At 68.6% G+C, this 21259-nt stretch carries 22 protein-coding genes; 15 read left to right on the top strand and 7 right to left on the bottom strand.

The annotated features are described in order from the left end of the window. Nucleotides 1-13 precede the first annotated feature (13 nt). Entirely contained in the window at nt 14-709 is a 696-nt protein-coding gene (gene folK / locus KBY96_RS12495; protein WP_254979767.1) for a 2-amino-4-hydroxy-6-hydroxymethyldihydropteridine diphosphokinase, read from the bottom strand. Here folK and bchD point away from each other — a divergent pair. Continuing rightward, nucleotides 708-2852 carry a magnesium chelatase ATPase subunit D gene (gene bchD / locus KBY96_RS12490; protein WP_254979766.1) on the top strand — a complete coding sequence of 715 codons (2145 nt, stop codon included), beginning with the start codon at nt 708-710 and terminating at the stop codon, nt 2850-2852. The two genes, folK and bchD, sit on opposite strands and share 2 nt — an antisense overlap. Here the strand turns inward: bchD and KBY96_RS12485 are convergent. Next, complete coding sequence (locus KBY96_RS12485; RefSeq protein WP_254979765.1) at nt 2839-3873, bottom strand: MlaD family protein; 1035 nt, start codon at nt 3871-3873, stop codon at nt 2839-2841. The genes bchD and KBY96_RS12485 overlap by 14 nt on opposite strands. 3 nt (nt 3874-3876) lie before the next feature. Continuing rightward, nucleotides 3877-4620 (bottom strand): ABC transporter ATP-binding protein, encoded by a 744-nt coding sequence (locus tag KBY96_RS12480; protein ID WP_254979817.1) that lies wholly within the window; start codon nt 4618-4620, stop codon nt 3877-3879. 238 nt (nt 4621-4858) lie between these two features. Between KBY96_RS12480 and yvcK the strand changes: the two genes are divergently transcribed. Continuing rightward, nucleotides 4859-6223: a gluconeogenesis factor YvcK family protein gene (gene yvcK, locus KBY96_RS12475; protein WP_254979816.1), complete on the top strand. Its 1365-nt coding sequence runs from the start codon at nt 4859-4861 to the stop codon at nt 6221-6223. Here the strand turns inward: yvcK and KBY96_RS12470 are convergent. The 3 genes from KBY96_RS12470 to KBY96_RS12460 form a co-directional block, all read right to left on the bottom strand. Then, entirely contained in the window at nt 6217-6759 is a 543-nt protein-coding gene (locus KBY96_RS12470; protein ID WP_254979763.1) for an NAD(P)H-quinone oxidoreductase subunit J, read from the bottom strand. The two genes, yvcK and KBY96_RS12470, sit on opposite strands and share 7 nt — an antisense overlap. 4 nt (nt 6760-6763) lie before the next feature. After that, nucleotides 6764-7540, bottom strand: coding sequence for an NADH-quinone oxidoreductase subunit NuoB (gene nuoB, locus KBY96_RS12465; RefSeq protein WP_254979762.1), 777 nt, complete (start codon nt 7538-7540; stop codon nt 6764-6766). A gap of 65 nt (nt 7541-7605) precedes the next feature. Beyond that, entirely contained in the window at nt 7606-7968 is a 363-nt protein-coding gene (locus KBY96_RS12460) for an NAD(P)H-quinone oxidoreductase subunit 3 (RefSeq protein ID WP_254979761.1), read from the bottom strand. A 149-nt stretch (nt 7969-8117) separates the two neighbouring features. On the opposite strand from KBY96_RS12460, the gene KBY96_RS12455 reads away from it, so the two are divergent. The 12 genes from KBY96_RS12455 (at nt 8118) to KBY96_RS12400 (ending at nt 18036) form a co-directional block, all read left to right on the top strand. After that, complete coding sequence (locus KBY96_RS12455; RefSeq protein WP_254979815.1) at nt 8118-8504, top strand: rubredoxin; 387 nt, start codon at nt 8118-8120, stop codon at nt 8502-8504. Between the two features lie 23 nt (nt 8505-8527). Next, the gene (locus tag KBY96_RS12450) at nt 8528-9523 is read left to right on the top strand and encodes a photosynthesis system II assembly factor Ycf48 (RefSeq protein ID WP_254979813.1); all 996 of its coding nucleotides are present in this window, start codon (nt 8528-8530) and stop codon (nt 9521-9523) included. Nucleotides 9524-9619: 96 nt separating this feature from the next. Continuing rightward, a complete protein-coding gene (psbE, locus tag KBY96_RS12445; protein ID WP_254979760.1) occupies nt 9620-9868 on the top strand; it encodes a cytochrome b559 subunit alpha in 249 nt (82 codons plus the stop codon). A 3-nt stretch (nt 9869-9871) separates the two neighbouring features. Next, nucleotides 9872-10006 (top strand): cytochrome b559 subunit beta, encoded by a 135-nt coding sequence (gene psbF / locus KBY96_RS12440; protein ID WP_254979759.1) that lies wholly within the window; start codon nt 9872-9874, stop codon nt 10004-10006. Nucleotides 10007-10061: 55 nt separating this feature from the next. After that, complete coding sequence (locus KBY96_RS12435) at nt 10062-10181, top strand: photosystem II reaction center protein L (RefSeq protein WP_254979812.1); 120 nt, start codon at nt 10062-10064, stop codon at nt 10179-10181. Nucleotides 10182-10197: 16 nt separating this feature from the next. After that, nucleotides 10198-10398 carry a photosystem II reaction center protein J gene (locus KBY96_RS12430; protein WP_254979758.1) on the top strand — a complete coding sequence of 67 codons (201 nt, stop codon included), beginning with the start codon at nt 10198-10200 and terminating at the stop codon, nt 10396-10398. 21 nt (nt 10399-10419) lie between these two features. After that, a complete protein-coding gene (locus KBY96_RS12425; RefSeq protein ID WP_254979756.1) occupies nt 10420-11088 on the top strand; it encodes a lysophospholipid acyltransferase family protein in 669 nt (222 codons plus the stop codon). After that, nucleotides 11088-12479: a 3-deoxy-D-manno-octulosonic acid transferase gene (locus KBY96_RS12420; RefSeq protein ID WP_254979755.1), complete on the top strand. Its 1392-nt coding sequence runs from the start codon at nt 11088-11090 to the stop codon at nt 12477-12479. Before KBY96_RS12425 ends, KBY96_RS12420 begins: the two co-directional genes overlap by 1 nt. Continuing rightward, complete coding sequence (gene lpxK / locus KBY96_RS12415) at nt 12479-13534, top strand: tetraacyldisaccharide 4'-kinase (RefSeq protein ID WP_254979754.1); 1056 nt, start codon at nt 12479-12481, stop codon at nt 13532-13534. Before KBY96_RS12420 ends, lpxK begins: the two co-directional genes overlap by 1 nt. Then, nucleotides 13527-14654, top strand: coding sequence for a lipid-A-disaccharide synthase (gene lpxB, locus KBY96_RS12410; RefSeq protein WP_254979753.1), 1128 nt, complete (start codon nt 13527-13529; stop codon nt 14652-14654). The genes lpxK and lpxB overlap by 8 nt, the downstream gene beginning before the upstream one ends. After that, nucleotides 14651-16495, top strand: coding sequence for an ABC transporter ATP-binding protein (locus KBY96_RS12405; protein WP_254979752.1), 1845 nt, complete (start codon nt 14651-14653; stop codon nt 16493-16495). The genes lpxB and KBY96_RS12405 overlap by 4 nt, the downstream gene beginning before the upstream one ends. After that, nucleotides 16492-18036, top strand: a complete 1545-nt coding sequence (locus KBY96_RS12400) for a carotenoid oxygenase family protein (protein ID WP_254979751.1) — start codon at nt 16492-16494, stop codon at nt 18034-18036. The genes KBY96_RS12405 and KBY96_RS12400 overlap by 4 nt, the downstream gene beginning before the upstream one ends. A 254-nt stretch (nt 18037-18290) precedes the next feature. Here the strand turns inward: KBY96_RS12400 and KBY96_RS12395 are convergent, their stop codons facing one another. Next, complete coding sequence (locus tag KBY96_RS12395; RefSeq protein ID WP_254979750.1) at nt 18291-18662, bottom strand: hypothetical protein; 372 nt, start codon at nt 18660-18662, stop codon at nt 18291-18293. Between the two features lie 133 nt (nt 18663-18795). Here KBY96_RS12395 and KBY96_RS12390 point away from each other — a divergent pair, with 133 nt between their 5' ends. Next, nucleotides 18796-19767: an integron integrase gene (locus KBY96_RS12390; protein ID WP_254979749.1), complete on the top strand. Its 972-nt coding sequence runs from the start codon at nt 18796-18798 to the stop codon at nt 19765-19767. Nucleotides 19768-21259 lie beyond the last annotated feature (1492 nt).

Here is a 21259-nt window from a genome sequence, read left to right as displayed (position 1 = left end):
GGCTCCAGGCACCCTAGTCAGGCCAGCCTGGCCGGCCCGCCAGCCGCAGCGGTGCCGGTTCGTCGGCCGCAGCCAGGGCCGCGGCCAGAGCCTCGGCCAGGTGTTCGCCTGTCAGCGGAGCGCAGATCTGCCGGGCGGCGCAGGTTGTGGGGGCCTCCGGCCGGGGGGGCGCTGCCGCGATCGCCGCCAGGGGCGCCAGCACAAAGGCCCGCTGCCGCCAGCGGGGGTGGGGAAGCTCCAGGTCGCCACCGCGGCAGCGCAGCCGGCCCCACCAGAGCAGATCGAGGTCGAGGCTGCGCGGCCCCCACGGCTCGCGCCGCTGCCGGCCGAAACGCCGCTCCAGCTGGTGCAGGCGCTCGAGAAGGGCGCAGGCGGCGGCGCAGCCGGGGCTGCCGGCACCCCGCACCAGCAGCACGGCATTGAGATAGGCCGGCTGATCCGCCGGCCCACCCACCGGTGCGGTGCGGAACAGCGGCGACCAGATCAGACGGCCCCCGGCGCCGGGAGCTGGACGGCAGAACGCCGCCTGCCAGTCGGCCAGCACCCGCGCCAGCAGGGGCCGCACCGCCAGCAGCGTGGCCAGGGGTGGACCCGCCGGGCTGGGCAGGTTGGCTCCCAGGGCGATGGCCAGGTCTGGGGCGCCGCCCGCAGCGGCTTCGGCCTGATCAGCGAGACTGGCGCGCACGACGCAGGGGCTGGACCGTTCCATGGTTGCAAGCGGCACGGCCACCCCCGGCGCGGCCAGCGCAGCGGCTCGCGCCTTCCCCCTGGCGGCGATCACCGGTCACGGCACCCTCAAGCTGGCCCTGCTGCTGGCCGCCGTGGATCCTGGCCTGGGCGGGGTGGTGATCGCCGGCGGCCGCGGCACCGGCAAGTCGGTGCTGGCCCGCGGCCTGCATGCCCTGCTGCCGCCCATCGACGTGCTCGATCTGGGCACCCCGGCCCCCGGCCAGCCGGTGCCGGCGGCCCTCAACATCGACCCCCAGCGACCCGACGAGTGGGATGACGCCACGCGCACCCGCCTGGTTGCCCTCGGGGCCGATCCCGACAGGGCCGACCCCAGTGCCCTGCAGCCCACCAAGGTGATCCCCGCGCCGTTCGTTCAGGTGCCGCTGGGCATCACCGAAGACCGGCTGCTGGGCTCGGTGGATGTCACCGCCTCGTTGGCCAGCGGCCAGGCCGTGTTTCAGCCGGGGCTGCTGGCCGAGGCGCACCGCGGTGTGCTCTACGTGGATGAGCTCAACCTGCTCGACGACGGCATCACCAATCTGATGCTGGCGGCGGTGGGCAGCGGTGAGAACCGCATCGAGCGCGAGGGGCTGAGCCTGAGCCACCCCTGCCGCTGCCTGCTGATCGCCACCTTCAACCCCGAGGAGGGGGCGGTGCGCGACCACCTGCTCGATCGCTTCGCGATCTGTCTCAGTGCCAACCAGGTGCTGGAGCTGGAGCAGCGGGTGGAAATCAGCCGCGGTGCCATGGAGCACGCCGAGGCCTCAGGCCGCTTCCGCGCCCGCTGGCAGGAGGACAGCGATGCCCTGGCCACCCAGTTGCTCCTGGCCCGCCAGTGGCTGCCGGATGTGCAGATCGCCAGCGAGCAGATCGCCTATCTGGTGAATGAGGCGATCCGTGGCGGTGTGGAGGGTCACCGCAGTGAGCTCTACGCCGTGCGGGTGGCCCGGGCCCACGCGGCCCTGAGTGGCCGTGACCGGGTGGAGGCCGACGATCTGCAGGTGGCCGTGCGCCTGGTGATCGCCCCGCGGGCCCTGCAGCTGCCGCCCCCCGATCCCGAGCAGCCGCTGGAGCCGCCACCACCTCCGCCACCGCCCCAGGGCGAGCAGCCGCCGGAGGATCCCCAGCCGCCGGAGAACGAGCAGGAGCCCGAAGAGCCCGAGAGCGAGCCCGACGAGCCCGATGAGCAGGATCCCGACGACACCCCGGAGGATCAGCCGCCGCCCCAGGTGCCGGAGGAATTCCTGCTCGATCCCGAAGCGGTGGCCGTGGACCCCGACCTGCTCGTGTTCAACGCCGCCAAGGCCCGAACCGGCGGCAGCGGCAGCCGGGCCGCGGTGTTCAGCGACTCCCGCGGCCGCTACGTGAAGCCGATGCTGCCCCGCGGCCCGGTGAAGCGCATTGCCGTGGACGCCACCCTGCGCGCGGCGGCGCCCTACCAGAAATCCCGCCGCGAGCGGCAGCCCCACCGCAAGGTGGTGGTGGAGGACGGCGACCTGCGCGCCAAGCTGCTGCAGCGCAAGGCCGGCGCCCTGGTGATCTTCCTGGTGGACGCCAGCGGTTCGATGGCGCTGAACCGCATGCAGAGCGCCAAGGGGGCCGTGATCCGGCTGCTCACCGAGGCCTATGAAAACCGCGACGAAGTCGCCCTGATCCCCTTCCGCGGTGAGCAGGCCGAGGTGCTGTTGCCGCCCACCCGCTCGATCACCGCCGCCCGGCGGCGGCTCGAATCGATGCCCTGCGGTGGCGGCTCCCCCCTGGCCCACGGCCTCTCCCAGGCCGCGCGCGTGGGTGCCAACGCCCTGGCCACCGGCGATCTGGGCCAGGTGGTGGTGGTGGCCATCACCGATGGCCGCGGCAACGTCCCCCTGGGCCGTTCGCTCGGCCAGCCCCAGCTGGAGGGGGAGAAGCCGGTGGACCTCAAGGAGGAGGCGAAGCAGGTGGCCAGTCGCTACCGAGCCCTCGGCCTCAAGCTGCTGGTGATCGACACCGAGCGCAAGTTCATCGGCAGCGGCATGGGCAGAGACCTGGCCGAGGCTGCCGGTGGCAAATACGTGCAGCTGCCCAAGGCCAGCGACCAGGCGATCGCCGCCATCGCCATGGAGGCGATCAGCGCTGTTTAGCCGGCTCTTTCGGGCCTGGCGCTTTGGTTGGCGCCTGGATCGGCGTGCCCGCCGATGGGAGCGCGTCGCCGGCGCCATCCCGTTCCGCCCGCTCCCGCGCCGCTCCCGTCTGGGCGGGGTAGAGCTCCTCGAAGAACTGCCCCAGGCCCACGGACACGCTGCGCAGTCCGTTCATGAAGGTGGGGTCGGCGGTCAGCTGCTGCAAGTCGCCGCCCACCGCCCGCCACTGGGCCGTGAGCCGTTCGGCGTTGGCCACCGTCTGCTGCAGGTCGGCCACCATCTGCGGGTCGTCGAGCCGGGCCATCAGCTGCCGCAGCCGTTCGGAACTGGCTTTGATGTTGGCGACCGTGGGTTGCACCTCCTGCACCGAGCCCTCCAGGCTGCCCAGCAACGACTGCCCCTCACGCACCAGGCCGCTGCCCTCCTGCATCAGGCCGCGGCCCTCCTGGAGAAAGGCATCGGCCTGCCGGGCCGTCTGCTCCACGCTGGCGGCCACATCGGACACCTTGCTGAACAGCTTCTCCTCTTCGGCCTGGTTGAGCAGCTGGAACAGCTTCGTGGTGACGGCGGCCAGGCTGGCGCCCTGGGTGCCGCGGATCGTGGCGCCGTCGCAGAGCATGCGCCCGCTGTCACAGTCGCGCGAGCGGGGGCTGGGCGCGTCGGCGGGCAGCGGCTCCCCCTGGTTCACCAGCACCACCTGGGCCTCCCCACCCAGCAGCGACACCTGGCCGATCTCGGCCACCGTGGGCCGGGACAGGCGGATCGACGGGTTGGTGATCTCCAGCTGGGCGATCACCGCTTCCGACGTGATCTGCACCGAGCGCACGCTGCCCACCATCACGCCGCGGAACACCACCGGTGAGCGCACCGCCAGGCCGTCGGCTTCCTCGAACCGTGCCTCCAGCGTCCAGTGCTGGCGCGTCAGCGACAGTCCCCGCAGCCACAGCGTCAGGCTGACGGCACCGGTGATGGCGGCCAGCAGGGAGAAGCCCACGATCGCCTCACGCACGGAGCGGCGCATCGATCAGGCCTCCGCCGGCTGGATGGGTCCAAGCAGGCTACCGCTGCGGAACTGCACCACATAGGGATTGTCGGTGCTGCGGTAGCTCTCCAGGTCTCCCTGCCAGCGGAAGCGGCCCTCGTAGAGCAGCACCACCCGCTCCGCGGTGCGCTCAATCGTGCTGTGCACATGGCTCACCACCACCGAGCTGGCACCGGCGAGGTCGGTGGTGCGCACGATCAGATCCTCGATGCGCGTGCAGGCCACCGGGTCGAGCCCCGCGGTGGGTTCGTCGAACAGCAGCAGGGGCATGCGATCGCCGGGCTGGTTGGGGTCCTGGATCAGGGCGCGGGCAAAGCTCACCCGCTTCTGCATGCCGCCGCTGAGCTCGCCTGGCATCTGCTCCTCGATCCCCCCCAGACCCACGGCCTCCAGGGCCTGGCGCACCCGTTCGCGGATCTCCCCCTGGCTGAGGTGGCCGAAGCGATAGAGCAGAAAGCCCACGTTCTGCTCCACGCTGAGCGAGGCCAGCAGGGCGGGGTTCTGGAACACCAGCCGCACATCCGGGGGGTCGTGCTGATCGAGACGCAGGTAGCGCTGCTGTTCGCCGTGAATCAGCACGCTGCCCCGGGTGGGCAGCAGCAGCCCGGCCAGCAGCCGCAGGATCGTGGATTTGCCCGATCCCGACGGTCCCACCACCACCAGCTGCTCGCCCCGCCGCAGGCTGAGATCCACCGCGTCGAGCACGCGGTTGTCCCCCCACTGCATGGTCACGTTGCGGAGCTCCGCCAGGGTGTCGGAGGGTTGGTTCAGGGCTGCGACCCGATGCCTGTCGATCCTGCCAGCTTCGATGGGGGGCACCGGCTGCCCTGCCTACAGTTTCCACAGTCCTCGATCCGTCCCCCCCTCCCGGCTCCCTTCCTTCCCGATCCGCTCAGCCTTGTACCCTCCCGCCTCGCCCTCCCCACCGCGCCGGCTGCTCCGAAGGCGATCCCGGCCGGGCTGGGTGGGCCGCGGTGATCGCCGTCAGCGCGACCTGGTGAGCCGCTCCCGTCGGGCGGTGCGCTGGCTGCAGCCGGGCCTGGTGGTGAAGCGCTGGGTGCTCACCTCGGGCCTGGGCCTGCTGATCGCCTTGCTCGGGGCCGCGGTGTGGGCCGATCTGCAGCCCATCTACTGGACCCTGGCGGGTATCCAGTGGCTGCTGCAGGCCATCACCCAGGTGCTGCCGCGGAAGATCACCGGCCCGCTGGTGCTGGCGATCGGTGCGGGCCTGATCTGGCTCGGCCAGAGCCGTAGCTTCGGCACAATCCAGAAGGCCCTGGCTCCCGACCGCGACACCCTGCTGGTGGACGCCCTCGCCGCCCAGGGCCGACTCAACCGCGGACCCAGCATCGTCGCCATCGGCGGCGGTACGGGCCTCTCCACCCTCCTCAGCGGCATCAAGCGCTACAGCTCCAACCTCACCGCCATCGTCACCGTGGCCGACGACGGCGGCAGCAGTGGCGTGCTGCGCCGCGAGCTGGGGGTGCAGCCCCCCGGTGACATCCGCAACTGCCTGGCCGCCCTGGCCCGGGAGGAACCGCTGCTCACCCGCCTGTTCCAGTACCGCTTCACGGCCGGCACCGGCCTGGAGGGCCACAGCTTCGGCAACCTCTTCCTCACGGCCCTCACCGCCATCACCGGCAGCCTGGAGGCCGCGATCACCGCCAGCAGCCGGGTGCTGGCGGTGCAGGGTCACGTGGTACCCGCCACCACCGCCGATGTGCGCCTCTGGGCCGAGCTCGAGAACGGCGAACGCATCGAGGGCGAATCCGCCATCAGCCGGGCACCCAGCCCGATCGTGCGCCTGGGCTGCCTGCCGGATCGGCCACCGGCGCTGCCGCGGGCGATCGAGGCCATCGCCAACGCCGATCTGATCGTGCTCGGGCCGGGCAGCCTCTACACCTCGTTGCTGCCCAACCTGCTGGTACCCGAGCTGGTGAAGGCCATCGCCGCCAGCAAGGCGCCGCGGCTCTACATCTGCAACCTGATGACCCAACCGGGGGAAACCGACGGTCTTGATGTGGAGGGCCATCTGAGGGCCATCGAGGCCCAGCTCGCCAGCCTTGGCGTTGAGGAGCGCCTGTTCACGGCCGTGCTGGCCCAGGAGACCCTGCCGCACACCGAACTGCTGGATCAATACCGGCGCAAGGGGGCCAAACCGGTGGGGTGCGACGCCGGCCGCCTGCGCCGGCACGGTTACACGGTGATGCAGGCGCCACTGCACGGCGGGCGATCCAGTGACGCCCTGCGCCACGATCCCCGCAGCCTGGCAATGGCGGTGATGCGCTTCTACCGCAACAGCCGCAGTCGCCTCGCTCCGGTTCAGTAGGCGTCCTGCATTTCGTAGAAGTCGGGCTGCACGTAGTCCTTGCGCAGCGGCCAGCCCTTCCAGTCCTCGGGCATCAGCAGCCGCTTGGGATGGGGGTGGCCCTCGAAGCGGATGCCGAACATGTCGAAGGTTTCGCGCTCCTGCCAGTCGGCCCCCCGGAACAGGCCATAGAGGGTGGGGATGGTGAGATCGCCGTCGCGGTTGAGAAACACCTTCAGGCGTACCTCCTGGGGTGTGACGTCGGCCGGAAGATGCTGCACAGCCTCGCTCTGATCGGCCAGGCAGCCCAGCTTCACCAGGTGGTAAAAGCTCACCAGCCGCCCTCCGGGTCCCTCGTCGTAGCCGCCCTGGCACTGCAGATAGTCGAAACCGTCGGCCTTCAGGGCGGTGGCCAGCAGGGGGAGGAAAGCCGGCTCAACGCCGATGACCTCCACCCCGAGGTGGTCGGCGGGGAGCGCCTGGTGCTCGAAGCCCTGGCTGCTCAGCCAGCGGCTCACCGCACCGGCAACCGGGACTGGGGTGGTGTCCTCAGGCATGGCTTCAGGTAGGGGGGGTGGATGGGGTCACTTTTTCGGCGGCGAGGGCGCCGAGGGGCAGGCCGGCGGCGGCGGCCAGGGCCGCCTGCTGGGTTTCGGCGCGCAGGTAGCGGCCGTTCACGATCGGCTCGGTGGGCACCAGCTGGTGCGGCACCGTGCAGTAGCGGTGGGTGGGCAGCAGGTTGCCGCGCTCCGCCAGAGCCTCGTTGCCCACCTTCTTGCGCAGCTTGATCACCGCGTCGAAAATCGCTTCCGGCCGTGGCGGGCACCCGGGCAGGTAGAGATCCACCGGGATCAGCTTGTCCACCCCCCGCACGGCCGTGGTGGAGTCGGCACTGAACATCCCGCCGGTGATCGTGCAGGCGCCCATGGCGATCACATACTTGGGCTCGGGCATCTGTTCGTACAGACGCACCAGGGCCGGCCCCATCTTCATGGTCACCGTGCCCGCCACGATCAGCAGGTCGGCCTGACGGGGACTGGACCGGGGCACCAGGCCGAAACGGTCGAAGTCGAACCGCGAGCCGAGCAGGGCGGCGAACTCGATGAAGCAGCAGGCGGTGCCGTAGAGGAGGGGCCAGAGGCTGCTCAGCCGCGCCCAGTTGTGGATGTCATCGAGGGTGGTGAGGATCACGTTCTCGGAGAGATCCGAGGTCACCGTGGGCGAGCCGACTGGCCCGCAGCTGGCCGCGCGCACGTCTTTGAGCGCCTGGATCGACGGGGCCTCGCCCAGGCCGGGGCTGCCCGGAGTGGTGGTGGCAGGTGGAGTTGGGGGTGTCATGGGTTCTGACGGGGCTGGGGTCGACGGTGCCGGGATCAGCGCTGGCGGATCCGCTCAGGCCGGAATCAGCTCCATTCCAGCGCGCCCTTGCGCCAGGCGTAGGCCAGAGCCACCACCAGGATGGCGATGAACACCAGGGCTTCGATGAAGGCCAGCACACCCAGACGGTGGAACGCCACCGCCCAGGGGTAGAGGAACACCGTCTCCACGTCGAAGATCACGAAGACCAGAGCAAACATGTAATAGCGGATGTTGAACTGGATCCAGGCACCGCCGATCGGTTCCATGCCCGACTCGTAGGTGAGCTGACGCTCCCCCGCCCGGCTGCCCGGCGCCAGCAGCTTGTTGGTCACGATCGCCAGCACCGGCACCGCTGCCGAGATCAGCAGAAAGCCCAGGAAGGCGTCGTAGCCGGAGAGCACGAACATCGGGTGAACCCAAGCTGGCGCGCAGTCTGGCATCCGTAGCGGTTACTAGAGTCCAGTAGCCGCGCCCGATCCCGGTGACCGACGAGACCGCCTCCGAGACCACCGCCGACAGCAGCAATCCCGGCCAGGTTCCCCTGCCGGATGGGTCTGTGGAGGGCGCCGTCGCCGCGCAATCCGCCGCGCAAGCCACTGAGCAGGCTGCAGCGGAGCCGGCGGATGACCCCGCCGTGCACCGCTTCGAATGCCGCAGCTGCGGCTACGTGTACGACCCCGCCGAGGGCGTGAAGAAAGTGGGGATCGATGCGGGAACGCCGTTTCTCGACCTCGACCCGGCCAGGTTCCGCTGCCCGGTGTGCCGCAGCCGCATGGGAGCCTTTCAGGACATCGGCCCCCGCAGCAAGCCCAGCGGCTTTGAGGAGAACCTCAACTTCGGGTTGGGCGTGAACCGGCTCACCCCGGGCCAGAAGAACGTCCTGATCTTCGGTGCCTTCGCCCTCGCCTTCGCTTTCTTCCTGTCCCTCTACTCCCTGCGCTGATGACGCCTGCCCTCCTCGGTTCCCTGCGCCGGCTGCTCTCGCCGCTGCTCAGCCTGGTGGTGGTGATCGGCCTGGGCTTCGGTCTCAGCGGTTGTGTCACCACCGGGCTGCCGGTGGCCGACACCAGCCCCTGGCAGCCCGTGCCCCTGGCCACCGGCTCCAATCCCCTGTCCGTGGCCTTCTCCGATGACAGCCACGGTTTCCTGGTGGGCAGCAACCGGCTGATCCTGGAAACCAACGACGGCGGCGCCAGCTGGGAGGAGCGCGCCCTCGATCTGCCCGAGGAGGAGAACTTCCGCCTGATCAGTATCGATTTCGACGGCCAGGAGGGCTGGATCGCCGGCCAGCCGGGACTGCTTCTGCACAGCACCGACGGCGGCAGCAACTGGAGCCGTCTGTTCCTCGACACCAAGCTTCCCGGGGAGCCCTACCTGATCACGTCACTGGGCCGGGGCAAGGCAGAACTGGCCACCAACGTGGGCGCCGTCTACGACACCGCCGACGGTGGCAACAGCTGGCAGGCCCGGGTGGAGGACGCCGCCGGCTCCGTGCGGGAACTGCGCCGCAGCCCCGAGGGCCGCTACGTGAGTGTGAGCAGCCTCGGCAACTTCTTCTCCACCTGGGATCCAGGCCAGCCCACCTGGCAGGTTCACCAGCGCGTCAGCAGCCAGCGCCTCCAGTCGATGGGCTTTCAGCCTGATGGCCCCCTGTGGATGCTGGCCCGCGGCGCCCAGCTGCGCTTCGGGCCGGAGGTGGGTGATCCCGAGCAGTGGGGCAAGGCGATCATCCCGATCACCAATGGCTATGGCTACCTCGACATGGCCTGGGATCCCCGCGGCACCATCTGGGCCGGAGGCGGCAGCGGCACCCTGCTGGCCAGCGATGACGGCGGCACCACCTGGCGCCGCGATCCGGTGGGTGCGCAGCAGCCCTCCAACTTCACCCGCATCGTGTTCACGGGAGATGGCAAGGGGTTCGTGCTCGGCGAGCGCGGCTCGCTGCTGCGCTGGGTGGGCTGAGCCGCGCGTCCCGCCAACTTCTGTAACCATGGCCCTGCCAGGCTCCCGGGCCCTCAGGGCCTGCCCTTAGGATTCCTGAGCTGAACGCTTGTTGCCATGGCTGCCGGCTCCACAGGAGAACGTCCGTTCTTCGAAATCATCACCAGCATCCGTTACTGGGTGATCCACGCGGTGACCCTGCCAGCGATCTTCCTGGCCGGATTCCTGTTCGTCTCCACCGGTCTGGCCTACGACGCCTTCGGTACTCCCCGTCCGGACGCCTACTTCCAGGCTCAGGAAAGCAAGGCTCCCGTGGTGAGCGAACGCTATGAGGGCCGCAGCCAGCTTGACCTGCGCCTGCAATAACCCATGACCCAATCACCCACCACCACCCCGCGCAACTACCCGATCTTCACGGTGCGCTGGGCCTCTATTCACGCTCTCGGCATCCCCACGGTGTTCTTCCTGGGGGCCCTGGCTGCGATGCAGTTCGTGCGTCGTTAACGCGCGCGCCGTTCATTCACCTCACCACCGCTGACCTCCAGCCGAACCTATGGGCCTGCAACGCAATCCCAACCCCAACAACCTCCCGGTTGAGCTGAACCGCACCAGTCTCTATCTGGGTCTGCTGGTGGTGTTCGTCACCGGTGTGCTGTTCACCAGTTACTTCTTCAACTGATACAGGAGTCCATCCGATGAGCGGCAAGAAATCTGCCATGCCCGACGGTCGCATCCCCGACCGTCTCCCCGATGGCCGTCCCGCTGTGGCCTGGCGCTCCCGCTGGACCGAGGGCGTGCTCCCCCTCTGGCTTGTGGCCACCGCCGGCGGCATGGCCGTGATCTTCGTGGTGGGTCTGTTCTTCTACGGCTCCTATGCCGGCGTGGGCTCCGCCTGAGGCCTGCGGCAGTCGGCCGCGGTGAAGAAACGCAACCTGCTCCACAACCCGTTCCTGGCCTGGCTGGCAGGTGCCCTGCTCTATGCCTACGGCCAGCTGGTGCTGCTCACCAGTCGCACCCGGGTGTGGGTGACTCCCCAGGCGGAAGACCTGCTGTTGAACCGGCAGATTCCGGTGATCTACGCCCTCTGGCACTGCAACGTGCTGTTCATGCCGCTGTTGCGTCTCCACGCCCGGCGGCCGGTGGCGGTGCTGCTCAGCAGCCACCGCGATGCCCGCATCGTGGGGGTGGCCGCGCGCATGCACGGGGTGGAGCTGGTGGAAGGCTCCTCCACCCGGGGCGGTGCGGTCGCCTACCGGCAGCTGCTGCGACGGTTGCGCAGCGGCCAGTCGGTGTGCATCACTCCTGATGGGCCTCGCGGACCGGCCGGGCAGGTGAAGGCCGGGGTGCTCCATCTGGCACGGCAGTCGGGCTGCGCGGTGGTGCCCGTGGGCCTGGCGCTCAGTCGCCGCCGGCGGCTGAGCTCCTGGGATCGCTCCGTGCTGCCCCTGCCCTTCGGCCGGGCTGTGCTGGCCCTGGGCACGCCCCTCTATCTGGTGCCGGGCCAGGCCACGGCTCTTGCCGAGGCTCTCGAGGCCACCGGCTGCAAAGCGGCCCGGGCGCTGGCCAGGGGCGGGGGCCGCCGCTGATGCGCCACTGGCGGCAGGCGCTGCTGCTCAGCTACCGGCTGCTGGCGGTGCTGCTCACGCCGGCGTTGCTGCTGCTGCTGCTGCTGCGCAGCTGGCGCGGCCTCGAGGAGCCGGGGCGACTGGCGGAGAGGCTGGGGCTGGCCAGCCGGCCCCGGCCCCCTGGCCCGCTGGTGTGGATCCATGCCGCCAGCGTGGGCGAGCTCACCAGCCTGATACCACTGCTTGAGGCCCTGGCCGCGGCCTGCGACGCCGCCCGGCGGCCGCCGCCGGCCGTGCTGGTCACCAGCGTCACCCGCACCGCCGCCCGCCTGGCCCCCAACCTGTTGCCGGCCGGCGTGCTGCACCAGTTCGTGCCGATCGACCACTGGCTGGCCATGGCCCTGTTCCGCCTGCACTGGCGCCCCGATCTGGGTCTGCTGGCGGAGGCGGAGCTGTGGCCGGAGCTGGTGCATGCGATGCCGGGCCTGCTGTTGATCAATGCCCGCGTCAGCGCCCGCTCCCACCGGCGCCACCACCGCCTGCCCTGCTACAGCCGCTGGCTCTATGGGCGCTGTCAGGCCTGTTTCGCCCAGTCGGCGGCCGATGCCCAGCGGTTGCGGTCGCTGGGGGCGCCCGCGGCCCTGGCCCTGGGTTCCACGAAGTGGGATGCGCCGCCGCTGCCGGTGCACCGCCCCAGCCAGGAGCGACTGCGGGGGCTGTGGCCGCAGCGGCCGGTGCTGCTGTTTGCCAGCAGCCACCCAGGTGAGGAGGCGTTGTTGCTCGCGGCCTGGCCGCAGATCTGCCGCCAGCTGGCTCCCCGGCGGCCGGCGCTGCTGCTGGCGCCACGCCATCCCCAGCGGGCGCCGCAGCTGCTCGAGCAGGTGCGCTCTGGTGGCCTGGATGCCCAGCTGTGGAGCCGGATGGCTCCGGCCTGCGGTGACGCGCAAGAGGCCGCAGATCCCCTGCCCTGCCTCGATCCGCCACCGCCGCCGCCGCCGCCGGTGGTGGTGGTGGATGGTCTCGGTCTGATGGGGTCGTGGATCGCCGCCGCCGACCTGGTGCTGATGGGCGGCAGCTTCCGGGTCGCCGGCCGCGAGCTCGGCGGCCACAACCCCCTCGAGCCGGTGCGCGGCGGTCGGCCGGTGGTCTGCGGGCCGGACATGGCCAACTTCGCCGAGATCAGTGCGCAGCTGGAGCGGTCCGGCTGGCTGCGGCGCTGCAGCAGTGCCGCAGCCGCCTGGGAGGCGGTGATCGCCTGGCTGGGGCAACCGCCCGAGCCCGCCGTGCTCCCGCCTCTGCAGGGTCCCTCGGCCCAGATTGCCGCCACAGTTCTGGAGCGCCTGCCACTGCCAGCCCCGCTGCCACCGCCAGCTCCGCTGCCCCAGCCAGCCCAGCTGTCGCCACCCCACTGATGCTGCTCGCCACCCCCCGCTTCTGGTACCGGCCCCGGCCCGGCCCCCTGGCCTGGCTGCTGCGGCCCCTTGGCTGGCTCTACGGGCTGGGGGTGGGGATTCACCGCGCCCAGTCCAGGCCCTGGCAGCCGCCGCTGCCGGTGGTGTCAGTGGGCAACCTCACCCTGGGCGGCACCGGCAAGACGCCGCTGGTGATCGCCCTGGCCCGGGAGCTGGCAGGGCGGGGCTGGCGGCCAGCGCTGCTCAGCCGCGGCTATGGCAGCGGCCGGCGCGAGCCGCTGCGGGTGGAGCCGCGGATGACCGCGGCCACGGTGGGTGATGAGGCCCTGGAGCTGCTGCGGGGGCTGCCCGGACTGGCGGTGTGGATCGGTGCCGATCGGGTGGCCTCCGCCCGCCGGGCCCTGGAAGCCGGTGCCGATCTGCTGCTGCTCGATGACGGTCTGCAGCACTGGCCCCTGGCCCGCGACTGTGATGTCACCGTGCTGGATGGGCAGCGGCGGCTGGGGAATGGCCTGCTGTTTCCTGCCGGCCCCCTGCGCGAGCGGCGCACCGCCCTGGCCCGGGCCGAGTTGCTGGTGCTCACCGGTGCGCTGCCCGCCACCGCCACCGCCGCCGCTGACGATGCCGGCGCCGCTCCGGCCGGTCTGCCCTGGCCGGCCGGTCGGCCCTGGTTTCAGATCGCCGCCCGCTTGGAGCTGCCCCCCGCCCTGCGTCAGCGCCCCCTGCTGGCCTTCTGCGGCATCGGCCTGCCGGAGAAGTTCTTCGCTGCCCTGCGCGAGGAAGGCTGCCGGCTGGTGGGCTGTGAGGCCTTCCCCGACCACCATCCCTATGCTCGAGCCGATGTGGAGCGGTTGTTGAAACTGGCCCGGGACCAGCACAACGCCACCCTGGTGACCACCGGCAAGGACTGGCAGCGGCTCACGGCCGTGCTCGCCCCCGATGAGCGGGCCGCCGTTGTTCCCGTGGGCCTGCGGCTCGATCCGGAGGCCGTGGCCCGGCTCGCCGACGCGGTGCAGGCCGTGCTGGCCCGGCGCGGCTGGGGCCGACGTGGCTGAAGCCCGCGAGCTGCTGCTGGTGGCCGGTGAGGCCTCCGGGGATCTGCACGGCGGCGCCCTGCTCCAGGCCCTGCGGCGCCGCGTTCCCGATCTGCAGGTGAGCGGGGTGGGCGGTGTGCGGCTGCGGGCTGCCGGCATGGAGCTTTTGGCCGATGTGAGCAGCCTCTCGGCCGCCGGGGTGGTGGAGATCCTCGGCAGCATCCGCCGTCATCACCGGGTGATGCGCCTGCTGAAGCGCCACATGGATCGCCGGTGTCCCGACCTGGTGGTGCTGATCGACTACCCCGGCTTCAACCTGATGGTGGCCCGCGAGGCCCACCGCCGCGGCATTCCGGTGTTTTTTTACATCGCTCCCCAGGTGTGGGCCTGGGGGCGGGGACGGGCCCGGCGCATGGCCGGCTTCATCGATCGCCTGGCGGTGATCTTCCCCTTCGAGGAGGGCCTCTTCAACGCCCATGGCCGTGCCTTTGCCCGCTACGTGGGCCATCCCCTGCTCGATGAGATTCAGGTCACCGCCGCTCCGGCCCAGACCCGCCGGCGCCATGGCCTGGATCCGGATCGTCCCCTGCTGGTGCTGATGCCCGGCAGCCGGCGCAGCGAGATCCGACTGTTGCTGCCCCCCCTGCTGGCCGCCGCCGAGCGGCTGCGCAGCCAGGGCTGGCAGGTGGTGCTGCTGCGGGCCTCCACCATTGATCCCACCGTGCTGGAGCGGGCGGCCGGCGGTGGCCCCCTGCCGATCCCCTGCATCGCCGACGACACCGTGAACCTGCTGCATGCGGCCGATGCCGGCCTGGTGAGCTCGGGCACCGCCACCCTGCAGGCGGCACTGCTGGGCTGCCCCCATGTGATTGTGTATCGCTTCAACTGGCTCACCTATCTGCTGGCCCGGCTGGTCACCCGCCACCGGCTGTTGGGCCTGCCCAATGTGGTCCTGGGCCGGGTGGTTTTCCCGGAGCTGCTGCAGGAGCGGGTCAATCCCGCCGAGCTGGTGGCGGCCCTGCAGTGTCTGCTGGCCGAGCGCTCCAGGGTGGAGGCGGCCATCGCCGACCTGCGCGGGCGCATGGGCCCCCCCGGCGCTTCCGGCCGCGCCGCCGATGCCCTGCTGGAGCTGCTGCCATGAGCCAGACCACTGCCTCTTCCTCTGACACGGCCACTGCTGCAGGCTCGGCCTCGGCTTCCGGCGTCGGCTCCAGCCCCCGCTCCACCTATCGCCGCCTGCTGGCCTACGGCCGGCCCTATCTGTGGCCCACCTTCCTGCTGGCCTTCCTGTTCAACCTCGGCTACGGGGCCTCCACCGGGGTGGTGCCCCTGGTGATCCGCTACCTGTTCGACCAGGTGCTGCCCAGTGGTGACCGCACCCGGCTCTACGCCGCGCCGGGGGTGATCCTGGTGGTGATCGGCCTGAGGGCCCTGTGCCAGTACCTGGGCTCCTACCTCACCGAATCCGTGGGCCAGGGGATCACGGCCGACCTGCGCGCCCAGCTCGCCGCCCGGGTGATGGTGCTGCCCCAGGCCTACATCGATCGCAGCAGCTCCAGCGGCCTGATCTCCCGCCTGCTCAGCGATGTGACCCTGGTGAAGACGGGCATCGTCGATGGCCTCACCTCCCTGGCCAAGGACAGCCTCACCCTGCTGGTGCTGGTGCTGGTGGCCTTCTACCAGGACTGGCTGCTGTCCCTGGTGGCCTTCATCCTCTTCCCCCTCGGCGTCTGGCCGGTGCTGCGCTCCTCGCGCAAGGTGCGGCGCCACTCCAGCCGCGGCCAGTCGAGCCTGGCCCGCCTGGCCGGCACCCTGCAGGAGGCGGTGGTGGGCTCGCGGGTGGTGAAGGTGTTCGGCATGGAGGGCTATGAGCTGGAGCGTTTCCAGCAGGAGAACCGCTCGGTGCTGCGCTCGGCCCTGCGCACCACCCGCGCCAAGCTCGCCAACCAGCCTCTGATGGAGCTGCTTGGTGCGGCGGGCTTCAGCGCCGTGCTCCTCTACGGCGGCGAGGCCGTGATCGCCGGCACCCGCACCACCGGCAGCTTCTTCGCCTTTCTCACCTCCATCTACCTCTGCTACGCCCCCTTCAAGGGATTGGCCAAGGCCAACGCCGTGCTCCAGCAGGGGGTGGCGGCGTCCCGGGATCTGTTCGCCATCCTCGATACGGAGCCCGACCCGGTGGATCCCCTCCAGCCCAGGCCTCTGGGGCCGTTCCGGCAGGCCCTGCGCGCTGAGGCGGTGTGTTTCGCCTACAACCAGGAGCCGGTGATCCGCGATCTCAACCTGGAGATCCCCCACGGGGGCACCGTGGCCCTGGTGGGGCCGAGCGGCGGCGGCAAGAGCACGATCATCGATCTCTTCTGTCGCTTCTACGACCCCGGCGCCGGGCAGATCACCATCGACGGCCTCGATCTGCGTGAGATCTCCCTGGCCGATCTGCGCTCCCAGATCTCTCTGGTGGATCAGAACACGTTCCTGTTCAACGACACCGTGGCCAGCAACATCGCCTATGGCCACGGCCCTGGCCAGGGCCGTGGCGAAGGGGCCAGCCGGCAGGAGATCGTGGCGGCGGCCCGGGCCGCCAACGCCCATGGCTTCATCGAGCAGTTGAGCGAGGGCTACGACACCCTGATCGGTGAGAACGGCGCCATGCTCTCGGGGGGCCAGCGCCAGCGCATTGCCATCGCCCGGGCCCTGATCAAGAACGCCCCGATCCTGTTTCTCGATGAGGCCACCTCGGCCCTGGATTCGGCCTCTGAGCTGGTGGTGCAGGAGGCCCTCGATCGTCTGATGGCCAACCGCACCACGCTGGTGGTGGCCCACCGGATGTCCACCGTGGTCAACGCCGATCGCATATGCGTGATCGCCGGCGGCCGGGTGGTGGAGACCGGCCGTCATGGCGAGCTGCTGGCTCGCGACGGCGTCTATACGGGCTTAGTTTCGTCACAATTCGCAACCGCTGCCGCGATATCTCCCGCATGACCCCAGCCGCCACCGCTTCGGCCCCCACTCCGTCCGCCAGTTACAACCGGGCCGACTGGGCCAGCGCCTTCCGCAATGTGGTCAGCGAGCTCAGCGCCGTGTCCCTCAACGCGGCCCGGGGCAGCGTTCCCCCCGAGCTCAGCGGCTGTCTCTATCGCAACGGTCCTGGCCGCCTGGAGCGGGGTGGGCGCTGGGTGCACCATCCCTTCGACGGCGACGGCATGATCACCGCCCTGCGCTTTGAGGGCGGCCAGGCCCAGCTCAGCAACCGCTTCGTGCGCACCGCCGGCTGGCAGGCCGAGGAGGAGGCCGGCCGGTTTGTGTACCGGGGCGTGTTCGGCACCCAGAAACCCGGAGGGGCCCTGGCCAACGCCTTCGATCTGCGGCTGAAGAACATCGCCAACACCCACGTGGTGCGCCTGGGCGATCAGCTCCTGGCCCTGTGGGAGGCGGCTGAACCCCACGCCCTCGACCCCGACACCCTGGAGACCCGGGGCATCACCCTGCTCGATGGCGTGCTCAAGCCCGGCGAGGCCTTCAGCGCCCACCCCCGCTTCGATCCCGGCCACCACGGTGAGCGGCGGATGGTGACCTTCGGGGTCAAGGCCGGCCCCACCAGCAGCATCCGCCTGATGGAGTTCGCCGTTGCCGATGATCCGGGCAGCGGCGTGCGCGCCGGCCAGCTCCTGGCCGAGCGCCGCGACAGCTTTCGTGGCTTCGCCTTCCTGCACGACTTCGCCATCACCCCCCAGTGGGCGGTGTTCCTGCAGAACGCCATTGCCTTCAACCCCCTGCCCTACGTGTTCGGCCAGAAGGGTGCCGCCCAGTGCCTGGCCTCCAAACCCGGCGAGGCCGGCCAGTTCTGGCTGATCCCCCGGCCCGGCAGCGCCGCCGCCGAGCGCCACCCCCAGCCCCTGCGGGTGCCGGCCCCGGAGGGGTTCGTGTTCCACCACCTCAACGCCTTCGAGGATGGCGCCAGCGGCGAGCTGGTGGTGGATTCCCTCTACTACGCCGATTTCCCCTCGATCGGGCCGGACACCGACTTCAGGTCGGTGGACTTCGAGAGCATTCCCGAGGGCCAGCTGCTGCGCTGCCGCATCGATCTGGAGCGGGCCGAGGCCGATCCGGCCGGGGCGGTGCGCCAGCACTGGCTGGAGCAGCGCTGCTGCGAGTTCGCCACCGTGCACCCCGCCCGCCAGGGCCTCGAGCCCCGCTTCGCCTGGATGGCGGTGGCCGAGCGGGAGCGGGGCAACGACCCCCTGCAGGCGATCGAGAAGCTTGATCTGGTGAGCGGCGAGCGGCGGGTATGGAGCGCCGCTCCCAGGGGGTTCGTGAGCGAGCCGGTGTTCGTGCCCCGGCCCGGCGCCGATGCCGCCGCCGAGGACGATGGCTGGCTGCTTTGTGTGGTGTGGAACGGCGCCCGCTGCGCCAGCGATCTGGTGATCCTCAACGCCGCCGACATGGGCGAGCAGGCGGTGCTGGAGCTGCCCCTGGCCATCCCCCACGGCCTGCACGGCAGCTGGGTGGCCGCGGGCGCTTGAGGGATTCTCAGGGTTCGCTTTGATCTGATTGCCAGCAGTCGATTCTCGAGCTCATCCCGGTAGCCGCTGGTTCTGGTTCAGGGAAGGCATGGGGTCAGCGGCCATGGCCCTCTGCCTGGCCGCTGCGCGGCCGGCTTTCGTCGCCAGGACCATCCTTCAAGGACTAACCAATCAATGGCCATGGCCGAATCACATCTGACCGACGCCGTCAGGCGGATTTGTGGCAAGAAGAATGGAACAGACTATCGCCATTCTCATACCTTGTCTTTCAATGCGGGGAGCAAGATAGAAGCGGCAAAAGCTGTGTCAGAGAAGTCGTGATCGCGCCGCAGACTGCGGGCCAACGGGGTGAGCTGAAAGACGGTGGAGCCAAAGCGCCAGGGCCAGGGCAGAGCACCCTGGGCATGGGGGCTGCCCTGCCAATCGAGCAGACCGCGGCGTACCAGGTGGCGAAACAGGGCTTTCGTCTGATGCCGTTCCAATCCCAACGACTCCTCCACCTCCAGCGGCGAAGCGCCGCCGTTCTCCACCAGCAGCAGCACTTCGAGGTCGTCGAAGCTGAGGGTGAGGGAAAAGGGGATGTCCATCGAGCGTGCGGGCCGATGCCGGCTTGCGAATGAGGGCATGGTTCCATCATGAAGCTCAGTGGCCAACAGGGGCAACAACCGCTGCCCATGGGCTTGGGTCTGAAACGGGTTTGGGCAAAGGCCTGTCCATGGCTGAGGTGGCAATCCTGTTGTGGTGGGCCAGAGCCGAGGGATGGCGAACACTCCACGCCCGCCGGGGCTGATCCAGCGCTACCGCGAAGAGCTGCAGGCGCGTCACTACGCGAAGCGCACCGTGGCAACCTACGAGCAGTGGCTGAGACGGTTCCTGCAATTCCATGGCATGCGCCATCCGCGGGAGATGGGCAGCGAGGAGGTGAATGCCTTTCTCACCCATCTGGCGGTGGAACGGCAGGTGAGCCCATCCACCCAGAACCAGGCCCTCTCGGCGCTGCTGTTTCTGTATCGGGAGTTGCTGGAGCGGGATCTGGATCTGGAGGGGGTGGTGAGGGCGAGGACGAAGCGGCGGCTGCCGGTGGTGATGACGGTTGAGGAGGTGCGAGCTGTGCTGGAGCAACTGGACGGGGTGGAAGCACTGGTGGCTGGCGTGCTGTACGGGGGAGGGCTGCGGTTGATGGAGGCGTTGCGATTGCGAGTGCATGACCTGGATTTTCAGCGCCGGCAGATCACGGTGCGGCAGGGCAAAGGCGGCAAGGATCGGCGCACGATGTTGCCTGCAACGGTCGGAGAGAAGCTGCGTTTACATCTGGAGGGGGTGCGCAGGATGCATCGCCAGGATCTTGCCGAGGGGTATGGCAGGGTCGAGCTGCCCCACGCATTGGCGAGGAAATATCCCCATGCCCCAGTGGAATGGGGCTGGCAATGGGTGTTCCCGCAACACCACCGCTGGCAGAATGCCGATACCGGAGAGCAGGGGCGGCACCACCTGGATCCCAGCCTGATCCAGAAGGCGGTGCGGCGGGCGGTGCTCGCCTCAGGAATCGTGACACCTGCCACATGTCATACCTTCCGGCACTCGTTCGCCACCCACCTGCTGGAGCGCGGCCAAGATATCCGCACGATTCAGGAGCTGATGGGCCACAACGACGTCAACACCACCATGATCTACACCCACGTGCTGAACAGGGGCCCATTGGGGGTGACCAGCCCCGCCGACCTTCTGTAACACACCGAACTGTTATAGGCGGATCCGCCCATCGAAGCCGGAAAGGATCCAACTTACCTAAGCACCACTGCAGAGCAGACGTTCTCAAGGGGGCCGGCCGGAAGAGGCACCCACGCATAGGCGGCAAAAACAGTGGAAAAGCCCTTAATATGAGGACCCGTCCATTCAGCGTTAGACAGGCAATAACACGACCTAAGCGCTTAGCGCTATCTACTCCAAGTCAAAGATCTTTACCGTTCCGATCGTCCCTCCCCCCGTGCGTATGAGGCGAAGTATCTGCCTGTCAGGTATTAGCTCGGCGACCCCAGTTCTATCTCCGTAAGAGTTTCTGACTTCAATCCAATTGCCACCTCTCCTTAGATAATACTCGATGAGTCCAGTATCCTTCCAGTGAACCCGCCATGTCACGTCCTTTGGTGAATAATAGACGTCGCAACGTGCAGGGATGTCATTTCTATAGCAAGTCTTGTTGGAGTATATAACGTTAAACCCTCCGGCCATCTCTGCTCGCGCAGGACCAGGCAAGATCACATTTATTAAAGCAGTTATTAATACTATTGTAGTGGTAAGTAAGGTGATTGATGCATTGGCGTACTTCCGATCCAGGGCAAATCGCACTGATACCATGGTGGTTATGCATTCGTGCGGGACATTCATGCCGCCTCAAGGCCATGTGGATGCCAAACTCTATTCTAGGGATCCTCAGCATGCTGGAGCTGCTTTCTGAGATAAGGCCAGACTCAGAGGCGTTGGTCAATTTGTATTTGTTACTGGTCATTCCAAGTAGAGCCTGCATCTGAGTCTATAATCTTGTGCAATCCCTGGCAAGCAATAGTATTGACATCTAAATCGCTGCTTGCTTTGCAATTGCCCGCACGCATTGCTGACAATGTAATGATAGCTGTCTAACCAGCCCCTCGAGTGGTCAGGCCGCCAGCCACTCTCTGCATCGCCACCTTAAGCCCCTTGCCTGCCACTCAGGGGCAGCGTTAGGCACTACCCCTGTTATGCAATAAAGGTATGATCAGTTGTGTATGCTTGTAATCGATTTCGGTCGCGTTGCCCCTTCTGATGAATAACCATGAGAAACTCAAGGAGACTGTCTATGATCTGGGTTCTGGCGGCAACAGCTTTAGTTTGGCTTTTGGCACTTCTTCCTATCCTGCACGTCTTTTTTAGTAAGCAATTTACCCAATCAGAGATCAGCCAGCTGATGGGGTACGCCCCAAACCAATTTCTTTTTATATTGCTACTTCCATTTCCCTTGGCAGCGTTTTTAACATTTGTAGCGCTCAGGCATTTACTGTTGTACTACAATAATAGTTCAACTTCTAATCCAATTCTGGGTTGGTTCTTGCATAATTGGGGACTCCTGAAAAAGCCAGATCCACTGCAGCGCAGCTTGTTTCAGCGATAGAGACCCGATAAAGTGGCCTCGATCAGGGCAATCGCGGATTGCTACAACTGCTGAGCGCTGCAGATGTACCGGAAA

Origin of the sequence: Cyanobium sp. ATX 6A2, from assembly GCF_024346355.1 — a bacterium.
Classification (GTDB): Bacteria; Cyanobacteriota; Cyanobacteriia; order PCC-6307; family Cyanobiaceae; genus NIES-981.
This window is presented reverse-complemented; position numbering and strand designations above follow the sequence as displayed.